Genomic DNA, 21,417 nt, shown 5'->3' on the forward strand with positions numbered 1-21,417 from the left:
CCCCACGGATCACGCTAGCCTCGGCGACCGACAGTGGCTCGGTACCGACTGCGGAGGCGTACATGGGCGAGACAGTGCCAGGCCGATCAGGGCGCGTGTACGACATCGTGCTCTTCGGGGCGACGAGCTTCGTCGGGGAGCTGACGGCGGAATACCTCGCGCGGCACGCACCCCTGGACTGCCGGTGGGCGCTGGCGGGGCGCAGTACCGCGAAGCTGGAGAAGCTGCGCGAGCGGCTCACCGCGATCGACCCGGCCTGCGCGACGCTTCCCCTGCTGCGCGCCAATGTGTCCGACTCGCGATCGCTGCGCGAACTCGCCGGGAGTACCCGGGTGCTGGCGACGACGGTCGGCCCCTACGTCTGGTACGGGGAGGGCGTGGTCGCCGCGTGCGCCGAGGCGGGGACGGACTACGCGGACCTGTCGGGCGAGTCCGAGTTCGCCGACCGGATGTACGTCGGGTACGACGCACGGGCCAGGGAGACCGGGGCGCGGATCGTGCACGCCTGCGGCTTCGACTCGATCCCGCACGACCTCGGCGTGTACTACACGGTGCGGCAGCTGCCCGAGGACGTACCGCTGCGGATCGACGGGTTCGTGCGCGCCGGGGCGATGTTCTCCGGCGGGACCCTCGCGTCGGCGCTCAACGCCTTCGCGCGTGGGCCGCAGATCCTGCGGGCCGCGAAGGAACGGCGGCAGCACGAGCCGCGGCCGATGGGCCGGCGGGCGCGGGCGCCGTTCGCCGCGCCTCGGCGCAGCCGGGAGACCGGCACCTGGGCGCTGCCGCTGAGCACCCTCGATCCGCAGGTCGTGGCCCGCTCGGCGGCGGCCCTTGAACGGTACGGGCCCGATTTCCGCTACCGGCACTACGCGTCGGTGAAGTGGCTGCCGGTCGCGGGCGCGAGTGTGGCCGCGGTGGGCGCCCTCTTCGCGCTCGCGCAGATTCCGGCCGCGCGTGCCTGGCTGATGGGCCGGTACGGGGCGGGCGCGGGACCCGACGCGGAGCGCAGGGAACGGAGTTGGTTCTCGGTGCGGTTCGTGGGCGTGGGCGGTGGGCGGCGGGTGTTCACCGAGGTGTCCGGCGGCGACCCCGGGTACGACGAGACCGCGAAGATGCTCGCGGAGTCGGTGCTCTGCCTCGCCTTCGACGACCTGCCCAAGACGTCCGGGCAGGTGACGACGGTGGAGGCGATGGGAGACGCGCTGCTGGAGCGGTTGCAGGCGGCGGGGATCCGGTTCCGGGTCGCGGATGTGCGTCAGGTGTAGGGGCGTAGGTGTGGGCCGCCGGGGTCAGGCCGTTGCCGCGCGCAGGGCCTGCCTGCAGAGGGTGTCGGCCCTGCGGGTGGACTCCGGGATGCGGTAGTCGGGGGCCAGTCGCAGGGTGTGGGCGCAGGCGTTGTCCAGGCTCACCCGGTGGCCGACTGAGACGAAGACCGGCTTCACGGCGTCCTGGGTGCGCAGCGCGCGGCCCACTTCCTCGTTGTGGTCGAGCAGGGGGGACGCGTCACCACGCCGGGGGCCCGGTTGCTCGTACCGGAAGGTGAAGGGGTTCTTGGCGACGCCGATCGTCGGGAGTCCGGTGACCACCCCGAGGTGGCTGGCCAGGCCGAAGCGGCGGGGGTGGGCCAGCCCGTAACCGTCGCAGACCACCAGGCCGGGGTCCGCCGACAGGGATTCGAGTGCGGCGAGCACCGTCGGCAGTTCCCGGAAGGCCAGCAGCCCCGGTACGTACGGGAAGGCGACCCGGCCGACGGCGGTGGCCTCGTCGAGCACGGTGAGCGTGGCGGCGTCGAGGACGACGGCCGCGGCGACGACGACGTCGCGCTCGTCGTCGTACGCGACGTCCACACCTGTCACCCGGCCGGTGCCGGGCGGGGGGCCCTGCTGGTCGAGCACCACGCGGGTGCGCAGTGCGTCCTGGATCGCTCGGGCTGCGGCCTCGTCGGCGGGGGTTTCTATGGTCGTCATGGTGACGACCACCCTAGAACGGGCCGACGGTAACCTGACGATCATGTTCGTACTTGAATTGACCTACACCGAGCCCCTTGAGCGCGTCAACGAGCTGCTGGACGCGCACGTGGCGTGGCTGGACGCGCAGTACGCGGCGGGCGTCTTCATCGCTTCGGGGCGGAAGGTGCCGCGGGACGGCGGCGTGATCCTGGCCGTGGGGGTCGACCGGGCGCGGGTCGAGCGGATCGCGGCAGAGGATCCCTTCACTGCGGCGGGGGTCTGTGTGTACCGGATCACGGAGTTCGTGGCGACGAAGACGGCGGCGGAACTGGCCGGATACCAGGAGCAGTTGCCCTCATAGGCGGTGTGGGGACGTGGCGGGGTGCGAGGGCGGGCGCTTGGGCGAGGGCGGGCGCTTGGGCGGGTTGCCTGCGGCGCTGTTCCCCACCCGCCCCTCCCCGGAACCGGGGGTGAGCCCCCGGACGCCCTGCGGGCGTGTCCTCAAACGCCGGACGGGCTGAAATTGCCCCAGCGTCAGCATCCCGCCCGTCCGGCGCGACGCACGTGCCATCCCCCGCGCGGGACGGGGCGTGTCCTCAATCGGCCGGGGGATCATCCCCCGAGGCGGGCCACCCGTCCCTTCTCGCCCGACGCCCAGCAGCCGAAGTCCCGGGTGCAGTCGACCGTGTCGTAGGAGCCGGCGTCGATCGTGCGCCAGCTGCGGCCCCCGTCCGTCGTCAGATCCGTGCCCTCCGGGCCCACCGCCAGTGCCGCGTTCCTGCTGTGGGGCAGCCAGGCCACCCCCGAGCGGTACGCGGGCGGTGGTGTCTTGGCCTGCTGCCAGCTGCGGCCGGCGTCGCCGGTGATCGCCGCCGCCTTCGGGGAGGCCTGGCCCGCACGGTAGTCGCCGCCGACCGCTATGCCGTGGTGGCGGTCGCGGAAGGCGAGCCCGAAGACGCCCCTGGCCGGGTCGCCTGCGGGGATCGACGACTCGGTGGCGGTCCAGGTCAGGCCGCGGTCCTTCGAGTGCAGCACGCGCGCGGTGGCCGCACCCCCCGTGGCCAGCCATACGTCCCGCGCCCCCGAGCTGACCAGGCACTGCCCGCTCGCGGCGAACCCCGCCTCGCCGGGCTGTGCGGCAGGCATGCCCGCGCTCGGCAGCACCTTCCAGGACTTCCCGCTGTCGCCGGTGGACAGAATGCGGTACTTGCCGTCCACCGGGTCGCTCATCGCCAGGCCATGGCGGCCGTCGAAGAAGGTGATGCAGTCGTAGAACGCCTTCGGGTCGGTGTTGCGGAAGCTCTCGCTCCAGGTCGCACCGCCGTCGTAGGTGCGCAAGACCCGCGACGCCTCGCCCTCCCCGATGGCCAGCACCACCGCGCGCCGCCCGTCGAACGCCTCGACGTCGCGGAACTCCAACTCGGCCGCGCCCGGCGGAGAGACGTTTCGCCAGCTGCGGCCACCGTCGCCGGTGCGCAGTACGGTGCCCTTCGAACCGGCCACCCACGCGGTCTTCCTGCTGACCGCCGCCAGGCCCCTGAACCGCGCGTCCGTACCGGTGTCCGTCAGCTTCCAGCCGAGCTTCGCCCCGGTCGCGGCACCAGAGGAATCAGCGGAACCAGCCAATTCGGCAGATCCGGCGGCGGATCCGGCAATGCCGTCCGTCCGCGCCTCGGCCGACGTGACCAGCGCCGCGGCCACCGCCGCCCCGCACAGTCCCGCCGACATCACGCGTCGCGACTTCCCCGTGGGCCTCATGGCGCTGGAAACTAGCCCACCGCTCCCACGCCGTCCAGAGTGCGCCTCGCACCGCGCGTTCCTAGAGTGAGGCCTGGAGCGGGGCCGCGGCGCGGCCCCGGACGACGGGCAAGGAGCTGTTCATGGCAGTCACGGTCATCGACGCCCCGGAGGCGGACCGCTACGAGGCCCGGCTGGACGGCTCGGACTCCGTCGCCGGGTTCACCCAGTACATCCGTACGCACGAGCTGATCGCCTTCGTCCACACCGAGGTCGACCCGGCCCACGAGGGCCGTGGCGTCGGCTCCGCCCTCGCCAGGGAGTCCCTGGACGCGGCGCGCGCGGCGCGACTGAGAGTGCTGGCCGTATGTCCGTTCTACAGCGGATATCTCGCCCGCCATCCGGAGTACGCGGACCTCGCCTACCAGAGCCGCAGCCAGGTCTCGGACTGAGCGGCAGGCAGGAGAGCTGCCATGAGCGCGGAGCCAGGGAAGGCCAAGCGGTACACGGGCAGGCTCGTCGACGTCACCTTCGAGCCCGGTCGGTGCCTGCACGCGGCGGAGTGCATCAGGGGCCTGCCGTACGTCTTCGACCTGGAGAGACGCCCCTGGATCCAGCCCGACGGCGGCCCCGCCGACCTGGTCGCCGAGGTCGTCCGCCGCTGCCCGACCGGCGCCCTGCAGTACCGGTTCCCGGAGGGCCCCGCCGAGACGGCCGAGCATCCGGCCGTCGTCGGCCGCAATCCGGCGGGCCAACTCCTGCTCCGCGGCGAGCTCGTGGTGGACACGGCGCAGGGTGCCCGGCACGAGACGCGGGTGATGCTGTGCGGATGCGGGGCGAGCGGGAATCAGCCGTACTGCGATCACGCGGGCCCGTGCGGCGGGAAGTGAAGTGCGAGGTGCGAGTGGCACAAGTGGCCGGATTGGCACCCTGACCGTCCGGATCGTGACGCAGGTCACGCACCCCCGGCATGCACGGAATCACGTATTCCGTCGTCTGTCTCTGTGACAGGACGCATGAGAGGGAGCAGGCATTGGCGATCATGATCGAACAAGCAGTGCAGGCCCGCCTGGTCTCATCCACTCCCCGGATGGAGACCGTTCCCGCGACCCTGCGGTACGACCGCGAGGATCCCTTCGCCGTGCGCATGTGCTTCCCTCCGCCGGCGACGCTGGAGGGCATCGAGGTGTCCTGGGCGTTCGCCCGTGAGCTCCTGGAGGACGGCGTCGACACGCGGGCCGGAGTGGGCGACGTACAGGTGCGGCCCTACGGGTACGGCAGGACCGTGCTGGAGTTCCATGCCGCCGAGGGCACCGCGATGGTCCATATCCGCACCTCCGACCTGCGCCATTTCCTCAAGCGCACCCACGAGCTCGTCCCCGTGGGCGGCGAGCATCTGCACCTCGATGTGGATCACGACCTCGCCGAGCTGCTGCGCGACGCCGCCTGAAGCCCGGCACACGTCCGGAAGTACGCCCGGCGCGCGTCCACGCGGCGCACCGCGACCCGGCGCGCGCCAAATCGTTTGGCGCCTTCACCGCCGCGTTGTACTTTGGTGATGGCCCTGTTGTCGTCGATCGGAGTGGGACGTTGCGCGTCTGAGGTTCTGAGTCACCGTGTTGTACGGACCGACAAGTCCGTGCGCGCTGCGTGCGACCTCGACGCCTGAGCCGCCCCCCACTCCCCCGCCCGGGGCCTTTTCGCTGTCGTGTTGTCGTGCCTTTTCACGGTGTCTCCACCCGTTGCCCCTGATCTTCTCTCAGCAACCGGGAGGCCCCTGTGTCTACCTTTCCCACCTTTCTCACCGCCTCGGCGCTCTCCTTCGGCTGGCCGGACGGTACGCCCGTGTTCGACGACTTCCAGCTGGCGGTCGGCCCCGGCAGGACCGGGCTCATCGGGCTCAACGGCTCAGGGAAATCGGCCCTGTTACGGCTCGCGGCGGGTGAACTCCTCCCCGCCGGCGGAAGGATCCAGGTGTCCGGCGAGATCGGCTACCTGCCGCAGAATCTGGTCCTCGACACCGCGCTGCGCGTCGACGAGGCGTTGGGCGTCCGGGAGGCCCGCGACGCGCTGCACGCCATCGAGGCGGGCGACGCGACCGACGTCAACTTCGCCGCGGTCGGCGACGACTGGGACGTCGAGGCGCGCGCCCGCGCCACACTCGACCAGCTCGGGCTGACCGGGATCGGCCTGGACCGGACCATCGGGGAGCTGTCGGGCGGCGAGTCGGTGCTGCTGCGGTTCGCCGCACTGCTGCTGAGCCGCCCCGACGTGCTCCTGCTCGACGAGCCGACCAACAACCTCGATCTGCACGCACGGCAGCATCTGTACGCCGCCGTCGAAGCCTGGTCGGGCGTGATGGTCGTGGTCAGCCACGACCGTGAACTCCTTGAGCGGGTCGACCAGATCGCCGATCTGCGCGACGGCGAAGTCCACTGGTACGGCGGGAACCTCTCGGCGTACGAGGAGGCCCTGGCCGTGGGGCAGGAGGCGGCCGAACGCATGGTGCGGGTCGCCGAGGCCGACGTACACCGACAGAAGAAGGAGCTGGCCGATGCCCAGGTGAAGCTGGCCCGCCGCAAGCGGTACGGGCAGAAGATGTTCGAGAACAAGCGCGAGCCCAAGATCGTTATGGGCGCCCGCAAGCGCGCCGCGCAGGAGTCCGCCGGCAAGCACCGCATCATGCACACCGAGAAACTGGCCGAGGCCAGGGACCGGCTGAGCGATGCGGCCGACGCGGTACGCGACGACGACGAGATCCGCGTCGAGCTGCCTTGCACCACGGTGCCTCCGGGCCGCCGGGTACTGACGCTGCGCGAGGCGGAACTGCGTTACGGGGCCTCGGTCGGCGGCGAGTTCGAGGTGAGCGGCCCGGCGCGGATCGCGCTGGTCGGGCGCAACGGGTCGGGCAAGACGACCCTGCTGCGCACGATCGCCGGCCAGTGGGAGCCGCTGTCGGGCGAAGTGGTGGCGCACGTCCCGCTGCGGTTCCTGCCCCAGCGTCTCGATGTGCTGGACGACCGGCTGACCGTCGCCGAGAACGTGGCGCGGTTCGCGCCTTCGGCGACCAACAACGCCATCAGGGCGCGGCTCGCCCGCTTCCTCTTCAAGGGGGCGCGGGCCGATCAGCCGGCCGGGACCCTGTCGGGCGGCGAGCGCTTTCGCGCGACGCTGGCCGCGCTGCTGCTCGCGGAGCCCGCGCCGCAGCTGCTGATGCTCGACGAGCCGACGAACAATCTGGACATGGCGAGCGTACGGCGGCTCACCCAGGCCCTGGAGTCGTACGAGGGGGCGCTGATCGTGGCGAGCCACGACGAGCCGTTCCTGGAGTCGATCGGCATCACCCGCCGACTGGAGATGGGGGTGGCGGCGGAACCGGAGTGACGGAGCCGTGCGGGTGCGGCGCCACCCGCCCCGGGGCGGGGCGCGACGGTCCATGATGGGCGCCAGCCGTTGTCCCGTCACCGACCCGCAGATGGAGAGACCGTCGTGCCCAGCAGCAAAGCCCTCGTCCGCCGCCCGAGCCCCCGCCTGGCAGAAGGACTCGTCACCCACATCGAGCGCAGCCCGGTGGATCCGGAGCTGGCCGTCGAGCAGTGGGGGGCGTATGTCGCGACGCTGCGCGCACATGGCTGGGAGACCGTCGAGGTGGATCCTGCCGACGACTGCCCGGACGGCGTGTTCGTCGAGGACGCGGTGGTGATGTACCGGAATGTGGCCCTGATCGCCCGGCCGGGGGCCGAGACGCGCAGGCCGGAGACCGCAGGCGTGGAGGAGGCGGTGGCCCGGCTGGGCTGCTCGGTGAACTGGGTGTGGGAGCCGGGCACCCTGGACGGCGGTGATGTCCTCAAGATCGGCGACACCGTCTATGTCGGGCGCGGCGGCCGCACGAACGCCGCGGGTGTGCTGCAGCTGCGGGAGGCCTTCGAGCCACTCGGGGCGCGGGTGGTGGCCGTGCCGATGAGCAAGGTGCTGCATCTGAAGTCCGCCGTGACGGCGCTGCCGGACGGCACGGTCATCGGTTATGAGCCGCTGGTGGACGCCCCCTCGCTGTTCCCCCGCTTTCTGCCGGTGCCGGAGGAGGCGGGGGCGCACGTGGTGCTGCTGGGCGGCGGAAAGCTGCTGATGGCCGCGAGCGCGCCGAGGACGGCCGAGCTGTTCGCCGATCTCGGGCACGAGCCCGTTCTGGTGGAAATCAGCGAGTTCGAGAAGTTGGAAGGCTGCGTGACATGCCTCTCGGTACGCCTCCGTGACCTGTATGCATAACTGAACGTAACGGGGCATTACGATCCGAGACTTGGCTCAGCTCTTACCGCGCGCTTAACCTACGGTCTCGTAACCTACGAAGCCGTAGGTAACCCCCGCCCCCGTCCCCAGGAGCACCCGTGACGATCACCTCTCCCCAACTCGGCAGTTCGGACGCGTGGAACGACGCCCGACTGCTGTTCGCACTGGAGGAGGTGGTGGAGAAGGAACTCAACCGCCATCTCAAGGTCGCCAAGGACTGGATGCCGCACGAGTACGTCCCGTTCACCGACGGCCGCAATTTCCCCGGTCTCTTCGACGACGGCAAGGCCTGGGAGCCCGAGCAGTCCAAGGTCACCGAGATCGGCAAGATCGCGCTCGTCGTGAACCTGCTGACCGAGGACAACCTCCCGAGCTATCACCACGAGATCGCCTCCCTCTTCGGCCGCAACGGCGCCTGGGGCACCTGGGTGCACCGCTGGACCGCGGAAGAGGGCCGGCACGGCATCGTGATGCGCGACTACCTGCTCACCTCGCGGGCCGTCGACCCGGACAAGCTGGAGCAGTTCCGGATGGTGCACATGGCGGAGGGCTTCGAGTCCGACAACCGCCACTCGATGCTGCACTCGGTGGCGTACGTCGCCTTCCAGGAGCTCGCGACGCGCGTCTCGCACCGCAACACCGGACACCAGTCGGGCGACCCGGTCTGCGACCGCATGCTGGCGCGGATCGCGACCGACGAGAACCTGCACATGATCTTCTACCGCAACCTGCTGGGCGCGGCCTTCGAGCTCGCCCCCGACCTGACGATGCAGTCCGTACGCGATGTCGTCGTCGACTTCCGGATGCCCGGTCACGGCATGCCCGGCTTCGAGCGCGCCGCCGCCCAGATGGCGATCGGCGAGATCTACAACATGCGGATCCACCACGACGACGTACTGCAGCCGGTCCTTCGCTACCTGAAGGTCATGGAGATCGGCGGGCTCGGCCCGGACGGTCTCAAGGCGCAGGAGGAGCTCGGCCTGTACATGGGCGGGCTGGACGCGGAGGCGAGCAAGTTCGACGCGAAGCTGGCCGCGCGCAAGGCGCGGATGGCCGCACGGGCCGCCGCGGCTTCCTGACCCAGGACGCACCCCGGACCCCTGGTCCGTACGAACGCCGGACAGGCTGGAAGGTTCAGCCGGTCCGGCGTTCGGGTGCGCTCCCGGGGAGATCCGCTCTCCCCTTTTCGCGTCCGACGATCGCGTGCGCGCCGGACGGATCCCTCTCAGGCGTTCGTGCGGGCATCCTCGCGGATGAGCCCCAGCGCCTTCTCCGCGATCCCCACCGCCCGAGCCGCGGTGCTCAGCCTCGGCCACGCCTGAGGCGCAGTCTCTCCTTCTCGGAGAGGCCGCCCCAGACGCCGAACCGCTCGTCGTTCCTCATCGCGTAGTCCAGGCAGGCGACCCGCCCCGGGCACGCCCCGCAGAGCTGTTTGGCCTCACGGGTGGAGCTGCCGGGGGCCGGGAAGAAGAAGTCGGGCCCTGTCTGGGCGCACAACGCTGTCTCCTGCCAGGAGAGTTCGTGTTCGGTGGTGATGTTGATCGGCATGCCGGACACGCTGCCCCGGCGCGATCAACATCCGTTGAACGTCCACTCAACGCCCGCTTCGCCGGTGACGGTTCAGTACGGAAGCACGCGCCCCGAGGGGGTACGCAGATCCAGCTCGCGCACCTCCCTCGGACGCGCTGTCGTCCTGGTGATACGGATACGGGTCACCCTCACCGCGCCCACCTCCTCAGACCGCCGTGAGCAGTTGCCGGGGCGCGGGGCCACCGGGCGGGAAGATACGGCCGTCGGGCAGGAGCTGCCCCAGGTCGTCGAAGACGATCGCACCGTTGCACAGCCGGCTCCAGCCCTGCTCGGGGTGGAACTCGACGGTGCGCGCGGCGCCCCGGTCGATGCGGTCGGCGGACGGGCACGGGGGCTGGTGCCGACACATGCCGCACCTCCAATTCGATGGCCTCGTACAGGAGTACGTTCCTCTGCCTGTATTGACTCAACACGCGGGGAGAACTCGTCGCAGTTCCTGGAATGTCAATACCCAGAAATGGGGCGTTCCAAGGTCTGTACGGGTAGGAGGTGTCCGGCCGATGTCCGTGGGTGAGGGAGCGTGGTCTGGTGGGTGGAGCGGCAAGGCGGGGGAGGGAGTCGACGCGGAGCGTCGGCGACCGACGACAACGCCGCGGATGTGCGTGCCAGCCCCCGCGACGCCGCGGAGATCGGCCGGACACCCCCTCTAGGAGTGTTCGTGCTCCGTCGGGTGGTGCGGCTCGTAGCCGGGGATCGTGCCGTCCGGCTTGGCGACGAGGAACAGCCCGGCCATCCCCATGTCCGAGTGGCTCTGGACGTGGCAGTGGTACATCCAGGCGCCCGCGCCCACGTGTTCACCGGCGATCATCTGGAAGCCGAAGGAGTCGGCCGGTCCGGTGATCTTGTTGTCGATGACCCTGCTGTGGTCGGCGGGACCCTCCAGGAGACCGGTCCTGTTGTCCGCCCAGCGGTGACCGTGGATATGGAACGTGTGGTAGTACTCGCCGTGCGTGATCATCACGATCTCCACCCGGTCGCCCACTGTGGCATGGAAGTTGGGGCTCTGATGGCCGGGCTTGTTGTTGATCGTCATGTCGTTGAAGACGATGGTGAAGGTCTTGTCCGGCAGGATGTCGCCCTTGCGGCGCACGATCAGCGGGCCGTAGAGCCCCTTGCGGATGCCGCCCGTGCCGTGGTCCGTGCCCACCACGTGGTCGTGGTAGTGCCAGTAGCCCGCGCTGCCCGGCCGCCAGGTGCCGTCCTTGCGCTTGCCCGCGACATGCGTGCGCCAGGTGTACGTGCGGGTGCCGCCCGGCTCCACATGGCTCTTGTTGAGCTTCGTGCCGTCGTTGGCGACGTCGTAGTCCACGCCGTGGACATGCAGGCTGGCGGGGACGTCCATCGTGTTCTCGAACTCGATGTGTACGGTGTCGCCCTCGATCAGCTCGATCATCGGGCCGGGGATGGACGCCTTGCCCTTTTCTGAGCCGTACCCCATCTGACCGTCGGGAAGCTTCTCGGCGTACATCTTCAGGTGTTTCACCTGCCCACCGGCGGGCGCGGTGGGGGGCGGATTCTCCGCGGCCGGGACCGATTCGGCGATGCCGGCCACCGACAACGATGTCACACCGGTCGCGGCGGCCACGCCACCACCCACCAGCATGCGTCGGTTGAAACTGCGTCTGTCCATGCCGGACTCCCCACTGTGGAACGGAGACTGTGGCTTGCGCAGTGACCACGGTGACCACTGGGACGCCACACGGTAACCGGCCGATCTTCGTTTATCCACACCCAGGACAAAGTTGACGGGATCCCGGTCCTATCTATTGGCGGACCGCGAAAAGGGGTCTAGTTTCAGCGGCTGTTGCTGTGACCTGAGAGGGGTGGGTGAACGCATGCTCCGCACACCACAATCGCGGCCCAGACGGCCAAGGCCTCAACGCGCACTCGCGGTAGGCCTGTTGGCCTCCGCCGTAACCGCGTCCCTGCTCGGAGGGGTCGGCGGCACCACAGCCGCCGCGAGGCCCTATCCCGAGCCTCCAAAGACAACGTTGTCCCTGCCGTCACCGCCCGGTGGCGACAATGTCCGGGTACTCGTCTTCCACGCCTCGGCCGGCGAGGAGACGCCCATCGTCAACGCGGGCATCGAGGCGATCGAGAAGATCGGCCAATCGGGTCCCGCCGCACAGCGCTTCCGCGTCGACGCCACCGACGACGCGTCCATATTCACCCAGGCCAAGCTCGGCAAGTTCAATGCCGTCGTCTTCCTGACCGGCGGCGGCGATGTGCTCGACCCGGAGCAGGAAGCGGGCCTGGAGACCTACATGGAGGCCGGGGGCGGGTTCCTCGGGCTCCACGACGCGGCGCGTACCGAGCCGTACTCCGACTGGTTCACCGGCCTGATCGGCGCACGGCCGGCCGCGGGCGGTCCCACGACCGCGCAGCGGGCGACCGTGGAGATCGGCGACCGGCAGCACCCGGCCACCAAGAGCCTGCCGCTGGAGTGGAAGCGGCCCGACAAGTGGCTGAACTGGACGAAGAATCCGTCCGGGTACGTGCACACCGTGGCCCGGGTCCGGGAGGCGACGTACAAGCCGGGGACGAGCGCCAACGGCGCGGACCACCCGGTCTCCTGGTGCCGTGACTACGACGGCGGCCGGTCCTTCTACACCGGCATGGGCGGCACGGTCTACTCCTTCCAGGAGACGGACTTCCGTGACCACCTGCGCGGCGCCCTCCAGTGGACGACGCGTCTGACGCAGGCCAACTGCTCGGCTTCCATCAACGCCAACTACGAAGCGGAGCGCGTCACTTCACCCAACCAGCCGGGCCAGTCCGACCAGATCGGCGAGCCGCACGGCCTGGTGACCGCCAAGGACGGCCGGATCTTCCACATCGGGCGCGGCGGCGGCGACAACAGCGCTCCCGTCGTCACCGACTGGAACAACCCCGACATCGGAAAGGGGCAGGGCCAGGTCCACGTCTACGACCCGAAGACCAAGAAGGCGACCCTCGCGGGTGCGCTGACCGTCTTCGGCAACAAGGGCGGCGGCGGCGAGCTGACCAAGAACGAGGAGGGTTTGCTCGGGATGGAGCTGGACCCCGACTACCTCTCCAACGGGTGGGTGTACCTGCACTACACACCCCACTCGAAGATCAACCGCGATACGCACATGGCCGATCGCCGCGTATCGCGGTTCACGCTCGACCCGGCGACCAACAAGCTCGACCTCGCCTCCGAGAAGGTGCTGCTCGACTGGCCGGTCCAGATCCACAGCTGCTGCCACTCGGGCGGCGGACTGGCCTGGGACTCCAAGCAGAATCTCTACATCGCCACCGGTGACAACAACTCCTCGCAGTTCAGCGACGGTTACTCGGGCAACAACCCGGAGCCGAACTTCAAGGGCGTGTCCTTCGCGGACGCGCGCCGCACCGCGGGCAACACCAACAACCTCAACGGCAAGATCCTGCGCATCCACCCCGAGGACGACGGCACGTACACCCTGCCCGCGGGGAACCTCTTCACCGGCCAGGAGCCGGACGAGGGCGGTGACAAGACGCGCGGCGAGATCTATGTGATGGGCGTACGCAACCCGGCCCGGATCTCCATCGACACCAAGACCGACACCCTGTACGCCGGTTGGGTCGGCCCGGACGCCGGGGCGCCATCAACGACCTGGGGGCCGGCCAAGTACGACACGTTCGCGGCCATCACCAAGCCGGGCAACCACGGCTGGCCGTACTGCATGGGCAACAACCAGCCCTACCGCGACCGCAATCTGCCGGACCCGAGCAAGCCGCTCGGCTGGTACAACTGCGCCGCGCCCAAGAACGAGTCGCCCAACAACGACGGCCTGGTGAACCTGCCGCCCGTCACGCCCAACACCATCTGGTACTCGCCGCAGGGCGGCGGCCCCGACTACCCGCGCGACGCCAACGGCATCCCCAGCTACAAGGTGGAGGAGCAGAAGCTGCTCCTGCCGTGGCTCAAGGGCGGCGGCCAGGCCGCCATGAACGGCCCGGTCTACCGCTTCGACGCGGCCACCGCGAGCGCGCAGAAGTGGCCGTCGTACTGGGACGGCAAGTGGTTCGTCGGTGACTTCTACGACGCCGACCAGCCACGGCACGCGGTGCTCACCGATCCCAAGACCGTCGGCAAGGGCGGGCTGACCACCCACGCCGAGTCCCTGAAGAAGATCATCCCGGTGGGCGCGGACGGTATCCGCAACCTGATGGACTGGAAGTTCGCGCCGGACGGCTCGCTCTATGTCCTGGACTACGGGCGGGGCTTCTTCACCTCGGACTCCAAGTCGGCGCTGTGGCACGTGACGTACAAGGGTGGCGGGCCGACCCCGGCCGCCAAGGACCTGGTCAGGAAGGCGGAGTAGACAGTGAGGCGAAGAACTCCCCGATCATCACCACGATCATTCCCAGGGACCGGCTCGGCGCGGCTGTGGACGGCGCTCGCCGCCGCCCTGCTGATGGTTCTCGGGCTGACGTCGACCTCGGCGTACGGGCGTGACGACGAAGCGGCGGCCCCGGCCGCTGCGGCGCAGACGCTCAACTGGACCGCGGGCGACCCCATCGACCACTATTTGAGCTTCCCGACGACGGCGGTCGCCGGGGAGACGACGATCGTCTTCGAGAACAGCACGGCGACCGGCAACACGACCGGGATGCCGCACACGCTGACGTTCGATGTGTCCGACCCCGAGTACAACAACGACGTACAGCTGAACCTGCTCGCCAACCCGAGCGACGACCAGGCGGGCAAGCACAGCGCCACGGTCACGCTCAAGCCCGGCAGGTACCGCTACTACTGCACCATCCCGGGCCACGGCTCGATGGAGGGCATCCTCATTGTCACCGAGGGCGGCGGCGAGGACACCGCGGCGCCGGAGACCTCCGCGAAGGTCGAGGGTGAGAAGAACGCCGACGGCGCGTACATCGGGCACGCCACGGTGACCGTGTCGGCGACCGACGCGGGCTCCGGTGTGGACAAGGTCGAGTACGCGGTGGGGGCGGCCGGTGCCTGGCAGCTCTACACCGCGCCCGTCATGGTCCACGAGGTCGGAACCCACAAGATCCGCTACCGGGCCTCCGACAAGGCGGGCAATGTCGCCGCGGAGAAGGCCGTCGACTTCACCGTCGTCGCACCGCCGACGGACGACAAGACCCCGCCGGAGACCTCGGCGACCGTCAGCGGTGAGAAGAATCCGCAGGGTGAGTACCTGGGCACGGCGACGGTCACGGTGACCGCGTCCGACACCGGCTCGGGTGTCAACACCATCCAGTACGTGATCGGGGCGGCGGGCGCCTGGCAGCCGTACACCGCACCCGTCATGGTCAACCAGGTCGGCGTACAGAAGGTCCGATTCCGGGCCTCCGACAAGGCGGGCAATGTCGCCGCGGAGAAGGCCGTCGACTTCACCGTCGTCGCACCGCCGACCGAGGACAAGACCCCGCCGGAGACCTCGGCCACCGTCACCGGGACCAAGAACTCCGACGGCGCGTACATCACCAGCGCCAAGGTGGCGCTCACCGCGACGGACGCGGGCTCGGGCGTGGACAAGGTCGAGTACTCGTTCGACGGCGGCCCGTACCTCGCGTACACGGTGCCCGTGATCGTCGACCGCGTGGGGCGGCACACCGTCGCCCACCGTGCGACGGACAAGGCCGGCAACACGTCACCGGCGAAGCAGGTGGCGTTCACCATCGCGGAGGGCGGTGGCGTTCCGGCGCCCAACTGCCCCGAGCACGACGAGCGGTTGACGGTCATCGTCGGCACGGTCGACACCGGTGTGCCGAACCGCATCACGCGCAGCCGTTGCACCGTCAACGAGCTCATCGAGGACGAGAAGGAGTGGACGTCCCACGCCCTGTTCCTCAAGCACGTCGACAAGGTGCTCGACAAGCTGCTCAGTGACGGTGTCATCGACGCACGCGAGCACAAGAAGATCTACAGGGCGGCCAAGCAGTCCGGAATCGGCAAGCCCGGCCAGACCGAGGGCTACCGGGACCTCTTCGACGGCAGCCAGTCGTCGTTCAACAAGTGGCAGCATGTGGGAGGCGGTTCGTTCGGCCTGAACCCCGACGGGTCGATGACCAGCAGCACCACGGTCGCCGGCATGGGCATGCTGTGGTTCCCGGAGCGCAAGTACGAGGACTTCTCCCTGAAGCTGCGGTGGCGGGACGACGCCCCGGCCACCGGGAACGCCAACGGCGGTGTCTTCGTGCGCTTCCCGCAGGTCCACGACCATCCGGAGGAGTCTCGTCCGGAGTGGGTCGCCATCAAGTACGGCCATGAGGTGCAGATCCTCGACCGTCCCGACGGCGACATGTACAAGACCGGCTCGCTCTACGGTTTCGACCGGGTGGGTCTGGGCGGCGCGGGCGTGACGCCCAAGGGCACCTGGAACGACTACGAGATCCGGGTGGAGGGTCAGCACTATTCGATCTTCCGCAACGGTGTCCTGATCAATGAGTTCGAGAACACCGGCGGGCAGAACTTCACCCCGCCGCGCGGCGACGACCCGGGAACGGACGGCCGGCGGTACGCCTCCGGCTACATCGGGCTCCAGGTCCACGGGACCACCGATGTGATCTCGTACCGCGACATCCGCATCAAGCAGCTCTAGCAGCTCTAGCAGGAAGAGAGTTGCTGTAGCGGAGGGCGAGTTGACGAGGCCCCCCGTCCTGCGAGAGCAGGGTGGGGGGCCTCGTACCTTTCAGCCCGCGGGCGCGACCGCATGGGCCACCGCGTGGGCGGGCGCGCGCTCCCGGCCGCCGGGGTGACGGTGGCGCCAGACTCAGAACACCGTGCAGGACACCAGCGCCCACCCGGCCAGCACCAGGAACGGCAGGAGGTGCTGGTGGCCCTGGAAGTACACGGCCGTGTGCTGCGCGTTCACCGAGGCGCCGGGCGGCAGCCAGCGGCCGATGTGCCCGAGTACGGAGGGCAGCAGCGGCCAGGACACCGCGCCGCCCGACGACGGGTTGCCGAGGAGCACCATCAGGCCCCAGGTGGGGATCATCGCCCAGCGGCCCATCAGGGTGTTGAACATGGTGAAGACCATGCCGGACGTGAACATGGTGAGCGCGAGGATCAACCAGGACTCGACGAACGGCAGGTCGAGGGCGCCGAGCCACCGGTCCACCACCGCCGCGATCGCGAGCGCGCCGAGCAATGCGTACGCCGCCGTGAAGGCGATGCGCTCGGCCGGGTTGAGGCCACGGGCGTGCACGCTCAGTTGGATGGCGCCGACGAAGCCGATGATCACCGCGGCGAGCGAGATGTAGAAAAGGGCGAGGCCGCGCGGATCGCCCTTCTGCAACCGCTTGATGTCCTTGATCTGTACGGGAACACCGACCGCCTTGCCGACCTTCGCGCCGCTCTCGGCGAGGACCTGGGCGACCGTGGCTCCCGAGGCGCCCGCCACGTCGAGCTCCACACCAGGGCCCTTGATCCGCAGGACCGCGAACTCCGTCTGCTCGTCGACGGCCTCGCGCGCCTGCGCCACCGTGTCGTACCGGGTCAGGTCCATCGAGGCGTTCAGGGCCTTCTCCATGCCCTGGACGAAGGCTTTGCCGCGCGGGCTCTGCGCGTCGCCGACCACGGCGGTGGGGATCCGGTGCGGGGTGGGGTTGGCCATCGTGTACGTGTAGGAACCGGCGAACAGCCCGGCCGCCACGGCCAGGATGAACGCCAGGACGATGGCGGGCAGGAACGGCGACTCCTTGAAGGCCGTCCACTTCTCCCCCCAGCTCAGCGGCCTGCCGTGGGCGCCGTGCGGGGCGCGTTGCCCACTGGTGTGCGGGGCCTCGCTGCCGTCCGGGACCTCGCTGCTGCGCGAGGGCTCGCTGGTCTCCGGCCGCCCGCCCATGTCCGGCTGCTCACTCAGACCCGATTCCCCGCTCATGCGTCGTCGTGCTTCGCCCGGCTGGGCGCGACCCGTTTGGGCTCGCCCGGCATCTTCGGATAGTCCGGCGGGTACGGCATGTCGCCGAGCCCGTGGTCCCGTTCGTCGCGGTCGGCCAGCTCCAGGAGCCCGTCCAGTGCGAAAGCGTGGTCGTCCATGTCCGCGTGGACGTCACCGAGTTCCGCGAACCGGATGGGCATGGTGACCAGGTCGAAGTCCTGGGGCTCGGCATCGTCGAGTTCGTCCCAGCCCAGCGGCGCGGAGACGGGTGCGTGCGGGTGCGGCCGTACGGAGTACGCGGAGGCCATGGTGCGGTCGCGTGCGGTCTGGTTGTAGTCGACGAAGATCCGCTCGCCGCGCTCCTCCTTCCACCAGGCGGTGGTGACCCGCTGCGGCATCCGCCGCTCCAGTTCGCGGCCCACCGCGATGGCGGCGCGGCGCACCTCCGTGAAGGTCCAGCGGGGTTCGATCGGGACGAAGACGTGCAGTCCTCGACCGCCGGAGGTCTTGGGCCAGCCGCGCAGCCCCTGCTCGTCGAGGAGCGTGTGCAGTTCGTGAGCGGTCCTGACCGCGTCCCCGAAGTCCGTTCCCGGCTGCGGGTCCAGGTCGATGCGCAGTTCGTCGGGGTGGTCGGTGTCTCCCCGGCGCACCGGCCAGGGGTGGAAGGTGAGACAGCCCAGGTTCGCGGCCCACAGGACGGCGGCGGGCCCGGTGGGGCACACCTCGTCGGCCTCCCGGCCGCTGGGGAAGGCGATCTTGGCGGTGGGAATCCAGTCGGGCAGGTTCTTGGGGGCGCGCTTTTGGTAGAAGGACTCGCCCCCGATGCCGTCGGGGAACCGTTCGAGCGTGGTCGGGCGGTCGCGCAGGGCGCGGGTGATGCCCTCCCCCACGGCCAGGTAGTACTGCGCCACGTCCCACTTGGTGTAGCCGCGCGCGGGGAAGTAGATCTTGTCGGGGCTGGACAGTCTCACGGTCCGCCCACCGGCCTGCAGTTCCACCGCTTCACCCATGTCGGCCACGGTAGGCCGGTCGGGCTCTTGCCGCATACCGGGCATGGGACCGAGACGGCATACCGGGCGCTTGCGCATAAATAGTTGCAGAATCGGACCATGGATCTCCCGGTGATGCCGCCCGTGAAACCGATGCTGGCCAAGGCCGTGGCCAACATTCCGCCCGGCCCGGACATGCAGTACGAGGCCAAGTGGGACGGGTTCCGGGCGATCGTCCACCGGGACGGCGACGAGCTGGTGATCGGCAGCAGGTCGGGCAAGCCGCTGACCCGGTACTTTCCCGAGCTGGCCGCATCGCTGCTCGAAGCGCTGCCCTTCCGCTGTGTGATGGACGGCGAGATCGTGATCGCCCACGACGGCAGGCTCGACTTCGACCGGCTCACCGAGCGCATCCACCCCGCGGAGTCCCGGGTCAGGATGCTGGCGGAGCGGACGCCCGCCAGCTTCGTCGCGTTCGATCTGCTGGCCCTGGGGGACGAGGCGCTGCTCGACGCCCCGCTGTGCTACCGCCGCGAGGCCCTGTCCGAGGCGCTCGACGGTGTGCCCGCCCCGGTCCATCTGGCTCCGGCGACCACCGACATCGAGGTGGCCCGCGAATGGTTCGAGCGCTACGAGGGCGCCGGGCTCGACGGCGTGATCGCCAAGCCGCTGGCCATTCCGTACCGCCAGGACACCCGTCTGATGTACAAGATCAAGCACGAGCGGACTGCGGACTGCGTCGTCGCCGGTTACCGGCTGCACAAGAGCGGCCCGATCGTCGGATCGCTGCTGCTTGGCCTCTACGACGAAGCGGGAGTACTCCAGCACGTCGGGGTGTGCGCGGCCTTCACCATGAGCCGGCGCGCGGAGCTGGTGGCCGAGCTGGAGCCGCTGCGCATGGAGTCGCCCGAGGCCGAGGGGCATCCCTGGGCCGCGTGGGCGGATCCGTCGGCCCACGAGCAGTCCCGGATGCCGGGTACGCCGAGCCGCTGGTCCGGCAAGAAGGACGTGTCGTGGGTGGCGCTGCGCCCCGAGACGGTGTGCGAGGTCGCGTACGACCACATGGAGGGCGACCGGTTCCGGCACACCGCCCGCTTCCGCCGCCGGCGCGACGACCGGACCCCGGAGAGCTGCACGTACACCCAGCTGGAGGAGCCCGTCGGCTACGACCTCGCGGACGTGTTCGGGACGTCGTGAGCGTGTCTCTCGGCACGGGCGCCCGGCGGGGGGTGCGGGCCGCCTGAATGGGCCCGCACCGCATGCGCCCCAACGCCCCCGGTGTGAGGGTGCGAAGGTGACCACCACCAGCGAGACCCGCCCCGCCGCGCCGCCCGGGGAGCCGCCCGTGCTCGACAGACGGCAGCGCAATATCGTCTTCGGGACGATCATGCTCGGGATGCTGCTGGCCGCGCTCGACCAGACCATCGTGGGCACCGCGCTGCCGACGATCGTCTCGGAGCTCGGCGGCGCGGCGCACATGTCGTGGGTGGTCACCGCGTATCTGCTGGCCGAGACCGTCGCCGCCGTCCTGGTCGGCAAGTTCGGTGATCTCTTCGGCCGCAAAGTCGTCTTCCAGGTCTCGGCGATCATCTTCATCACCGGTTCGTTTCTGTGCGGCCTCTCGGGCAACATGACGATGCTGATCGCCTGGCGGGCGATGCAGGGCATCGGCGCGGGCGGCCTGATGGTCACCTCGATGGCTCTGATCGCCGATGTGATCCCGCTGCGCGAGCGCGGCAAGTACCAGGGCGCCATCGGGGCGGTCTTCGGTATCGCCACGGTGATCGGCCCGCTGCTCGGCGGTCTCTTCACGGACCATCTGACCTGGCGCTGGGCGTTCTACGTCAATGTGCCGATCGCGATCGTCGTGGTCATCGCCGCCGCCCGCAACATCCCCGCCGTACGCTCCGCCGCGAAACCCGTCATCGACTATCTGGGCATCGCGCTCGTCGCGGTCGGCGCCAGCGCGTTGATTCTGGCGACGAGCTGGGGCGGCAACGAGTACGCGTGGGGTTCGGGCATCATCATCGGCCTGTTCGCGGGCGGCCTCATCTCGCTGGCCCTCTTCTGCGTCGTCGAGACGCGCGCCGCCGAACCGATGCTGCCGATGCGGCTGTTCTCCAATCCGGTCTTCACGGTCTGCTCGGTCCTCAGCTTCGTCGTGGGCTTCGCGATGCTCGGCGCCATGACGTTCCTGCCGACCTTCCTGCAGTACGTCGACGGTGACTCGGCGACGATCTCCGGCGTGCGTATGCTCCCGATGGTCCTCGGTCTGCTCATCGCGTCGATCTTCAGCGGCAATGTGGTCAGCAGGACGGGCCAGTACCGGATCTTCCCGATCGTCGGCTCGCTGGTGATGGGCGTCGGCCTGTATCTGCTCTCGCTGTTGGGCGCGGAGTCCAGTGCCTGGCTGGAGTCGCTCTACATGTTCGTGCTCGGCGTCGGTATCGGCCTGTGCATGCAGGTGCTGACGATCGCCGTGCAGAACACAGTGGAGTACACCGACCTCGGCACGGCGACCTCCGGCGTGACCTTCTTCCGTACGCTCGGCAGCTCGTTCGGCACCGCCGTGTTCGGCACGATCTACGCCAACTCCCTCGCACCCAAGCTCAAGGAGGGCGTCGCCGAGGCCGCGCGGGTGGGCGGCGGGGCGGACCCGGCCACCGTGGCCAAGGCCGCCCAGAGCCCGGAGGGGCTGCATACGCTGCCGAGCGCCCAGGCCGAGCCGATCATCGGGGCGTACGCCGACTCGCTGCACACCGTCTTCCTGTGGACGGTTCCCGTCGCGATCGTGGGTTTCCTGGTCGCGCTGTTCCTCAAGCAGGTCAAGCTGCGCGACACCGCCCGTGCGAGCTCCGCGAACATGGGTGAGGGGTTCGCCTCGCCGAGTTCGGGTGATTCGTCGAAGCTCCTGGAACTGTCCGTCGCGAAGATCCTGCAGAAGAAGGGCGACCACACGGCGCGGCGCATCATCAACGCGTCCGACACCAGGCTGGACATCGCCGG

The 21,417-nt window shown here is 69.6% G+C and carries 18 protein-coding genes and 1 pseudogene; 12 read left to right on the forward strand and 7 right to left on the reverse strand.

Features of this window, described 5'->3' with window-relative positions; all coding sequences use genetic code 11:
* The first annotated feature begins 62 nt into the window (after positions 1–62).
* Positions 63–1,265, forward strand: a complete 1,203-nt coding sequence (locus QMK30_RS13870; protein ID WP_283518049.1) for a saccharopine dehydrogenase family protein — start codon at positions 63–65, stop codon at positions 1,263–1,265.
* 24 nt (positions 1,266–1,289) lie between these two features.
* Here QMK30_RS13870 and QMK30_RS13875 read toward each other — a convergent pair whose 3' ends face one another.
* Positions 1,290–1,967: an endonuclease V gene (locus QMK30_RS13875; protein ID WP_283518050.1), complete on the reverse strand. Its 678-nt coding sequence runs from the start codon at positions 1,965–1,967 to the stop codon at positions 1,290–1,292.
* 43 nt (positions 1,968–2,010) lie between these two features.
* On the opposite strand from QMK30_RS13875, the gene QMK30_RS13880 reads away from it, so the two are divergent.
* Positions 2,011–2,310 carry a YciI family protein gene (locus QMK30_RS13880; RefSeq protein WP_283518052.1) on the forward strand — a complete coding sequence of 100 codons (300 nt, stop codon included), beginning with the start codon at positions 2,011–2,013 and terminating at the stop codon, positions 2,308–2,310.
* A gap of 251 nt (positions 2,311–2,561) precedes the next feature.
* On the opposite strand, the gene QMK30_RS13885 is transcribed toward QMK30_RS13880, so the two are convergent.
* Positions 2,562–3,707 carry a WD40/YVTN/BNR-like repeat-containing protein gene (locus tag QMK30_RS13885; protein WP_502963135.1) on the reverse strand — a complete coding sequence of 382 codons (1,146 nt, stop codon included), beginning with the start codon at positions 3,705–3,707 and terminating at the stop codon, positions 2,562–2,564.
* Positions 3,708–3,829: 122 nt separating this feature from the next.
* On the opposite strand from QMK30_RS13885, the gene QMK30_RS13890 reads away from it, so the two are divergent.
* From QMK30_RS13890 to QMK30_RS13915, 6 genes are all read left to right on the forward strand, one after another.
* Positions 3,830–4,138, forward strand: a complete 309-nt coding sequence (locus QMK30_RS13890; RefSeq protein WP_283518054.1) for a GNAT family N-acetyltransferase — start codon at positions 3,830–3,832, stop codon at positions 4,136–4,138.
* Between the two features lie 21 nt (positions 4,139–4,159).
* Complete coding sequence (locus QMK30_RS13895; protein WP_283518055.1) at positions 4,160–4,576, forward strand: (4Fe-4S)-binding protein; 417 nt, start codon at positions 4,160–4,162, stop codon at positions 4,574–4,576.
* Positions 4,577–4,719: 143 nt separating this feature from the next.
* Entirely contained in the window at positions 4,720–5,136 is a 417-nt protein-coding gene (ssgD, locus tag QMK30_RS13900; protein ID WP_283518056.1) for a spore wall synthesis regulator SsgD, read from the forward strand.
* A gap of 329 nt (positions 5,137–5,465) precedes the next feature.
* Positions 5,466–7,070 carry an ABC-F family ATP-binding cassette domain-containing protein gene (locus tag QMK30_RS13905; RefSeq protein WP_283518057.1) on the forward strand — a complete coding sequence of 535 codons (1,605 nt, stop codon included), beginning with the start codon at positions 5,466–5,468 and terminating at the stop codon, positions 7,068–7,070.
* A 105-nt stretch (positions 7,071–7,175) separates the two neighbouring features.
* Positions 7,176–7,952 carry a dimethylargininase gene (gene ddaH / locus QMK30_RS13910; RefSeq protein WP_283518059.1) on the forward strand — a complete coding sequence of 259 codons (777 nt, stop codon included), beginning with the start codon at positions 7,176–7,178 and terminating at the stop codon, positions 7,950–7,952.
* Positions 7,953–8,071: 119 nt separating this feature from the next.
* The gene (locus QMK30_RS13915; RefSeq protein ID WP_283518061.1) at positions 8,072–9,052 is read left to right on the forward strand and encodes an acyl-ACP desaturase; all 981 of its coding nucleotides are present in this window, start codon (positions 8,072–8,074) and stop codon (positions 9,050–9,052) included.
* Between the two features lie 223 nt (positions 9,053–9,275).
* Here the strand turns inward: QMK30_RS13915 and QMK30_RS13920 are convergent, their stop codons facing one another.
* The 3 genes from QMK30_RS13920 to QMK30_RS13930 all read right to left on the reverse strand — a co-directional run bounded on the left by QMK30_RS13920 (position 9,276) and on the right by QMK30_RS13930 (position 11,193).
* A complete protein-coding gene (locus QMK30_RS13920) occupies positions 9,276–9,521 on the reverse strand; it encodes a WhiB family transcriptional regulator (protein WP_283518062.1) in 246 nt (81 codons plus the stop codon).
* A gap of 187 nt (positions 9,522–9,708) precedes the next feature.
* Positions 9,709–9,912, reverse strand: a complete 204-nt coding sequence (locus QMK30_RS13925; protein WP_283518063.1) for a DUF5999 family protein — start codon at positions 9,910–9,912, stop codon at positions 9,709–9,711.
* Between the two features lie 297 nt (positions 9,913–10,209).
* A complete protein-coding gene (locus QMK30_RS13930) occupies positions 10,210–11,193 on the reverse strand; it encodes a multicopper oxidase domain-containing protein (RefSeq protein WP_283518065.1) in 984 nt (327 codons plus the stop codon).
* A 268-nt stretch (positions 11,194–11,461) separates the two neighbouring features.
* Here QMK30_RS13930 and QMK30_RS13935 point away from each other — a divergent pair, with 268 nt between their 5' ends.
* Together QMK30_RS13935 and QMK30_RS13940 are read left to right on the forward strand one after the other, a co-directional pair.
* A complete protein-coding gene (locus QMK30_RS13935) occupies positions 11,462–13,891 on the forward strand; it encodes a ThuA domain-containing protein (RefSeq protein ID WP_502963141.1) in 2,430 nt (809 codons plus the stop codon).
* A gap of 93 nt (positions 13,892–13,984) precedes the next feature.
* On the forward strand, positions 13,985–16,141 hold the full coding sequence (locus QMK30_RS13940) for an OmpL47-type beta-barrel domain-containing protein (RefSeq protein ID WP_283518068.1): 2,157 nt from the start codon (positions 13,985–13,987) through the stop codon (positions 16,139–16,141).
* A 171-nt stretch (positions 16,142–16,312) separates the two neighbouring features.
* Here QMK30_RS13940 and QMK30_RS13945 read toward each other — a convergent pair whose 3' ends face one another.
* Positions 16,313–17,422, reverse strand: coding sequence for an ABC transporter permease (locus QMK30_RS13945; protein ID WP_283518070.1), 1,110 nt, complete (start codon positions 17,420–17,422; stop codon positions 16,313–16,315).
* A complete protein-coding gene (ligD, locus tag QMK30_RS13950) occupies positions 17,419–18,432 on the reverse strand; it encodes a non-homologous end-joining DNA ligase (RefSeq protein ID WP_283518072.1) in 1,014 nt (337 codons plus the stop codon). The genes QMK30_RS13945 and ligD overlap by 4 nt, the downstream gene beginning before the upstream one ends.
* Before the next feature lie 99 nt (positions 18,433–18,531).
* Between ligD and QMK30_RS13955 the strand changes: the two genes are divergently transcribed.
* Both QMK30_RS13955 and QMK30_RS13960 read left to right on the forward strand, forming a co-directional pair.
* Entirely contained in the window at positions 18,532–19,608 is a 1,077-nt protein-coding gene (locus QMK30_RS13955) for an ATP-dependent DNA ligase (RefSeq protein WP_283518073.1), read from the forward strand.
* 199 nt (positions 19,609–19,807) lie between these two features.
* Positions 19,808–21,166, forward strand: a pseudogene (locus tag QMK30_RS13960) (MDR family MFS transporter); the annotation flags it as partial.
* Positions 21,167–21,417: the final 251 nt, after the last annotated feature.

Source organism: Streptomyces sp. H27-C3, assembly GCF_030063415.1.
Classification (GTDB): Bacteria; Actinomycetota; Actinomycetes; order Streptomycetales; family Streptomycetaceae; genus Streptomyces.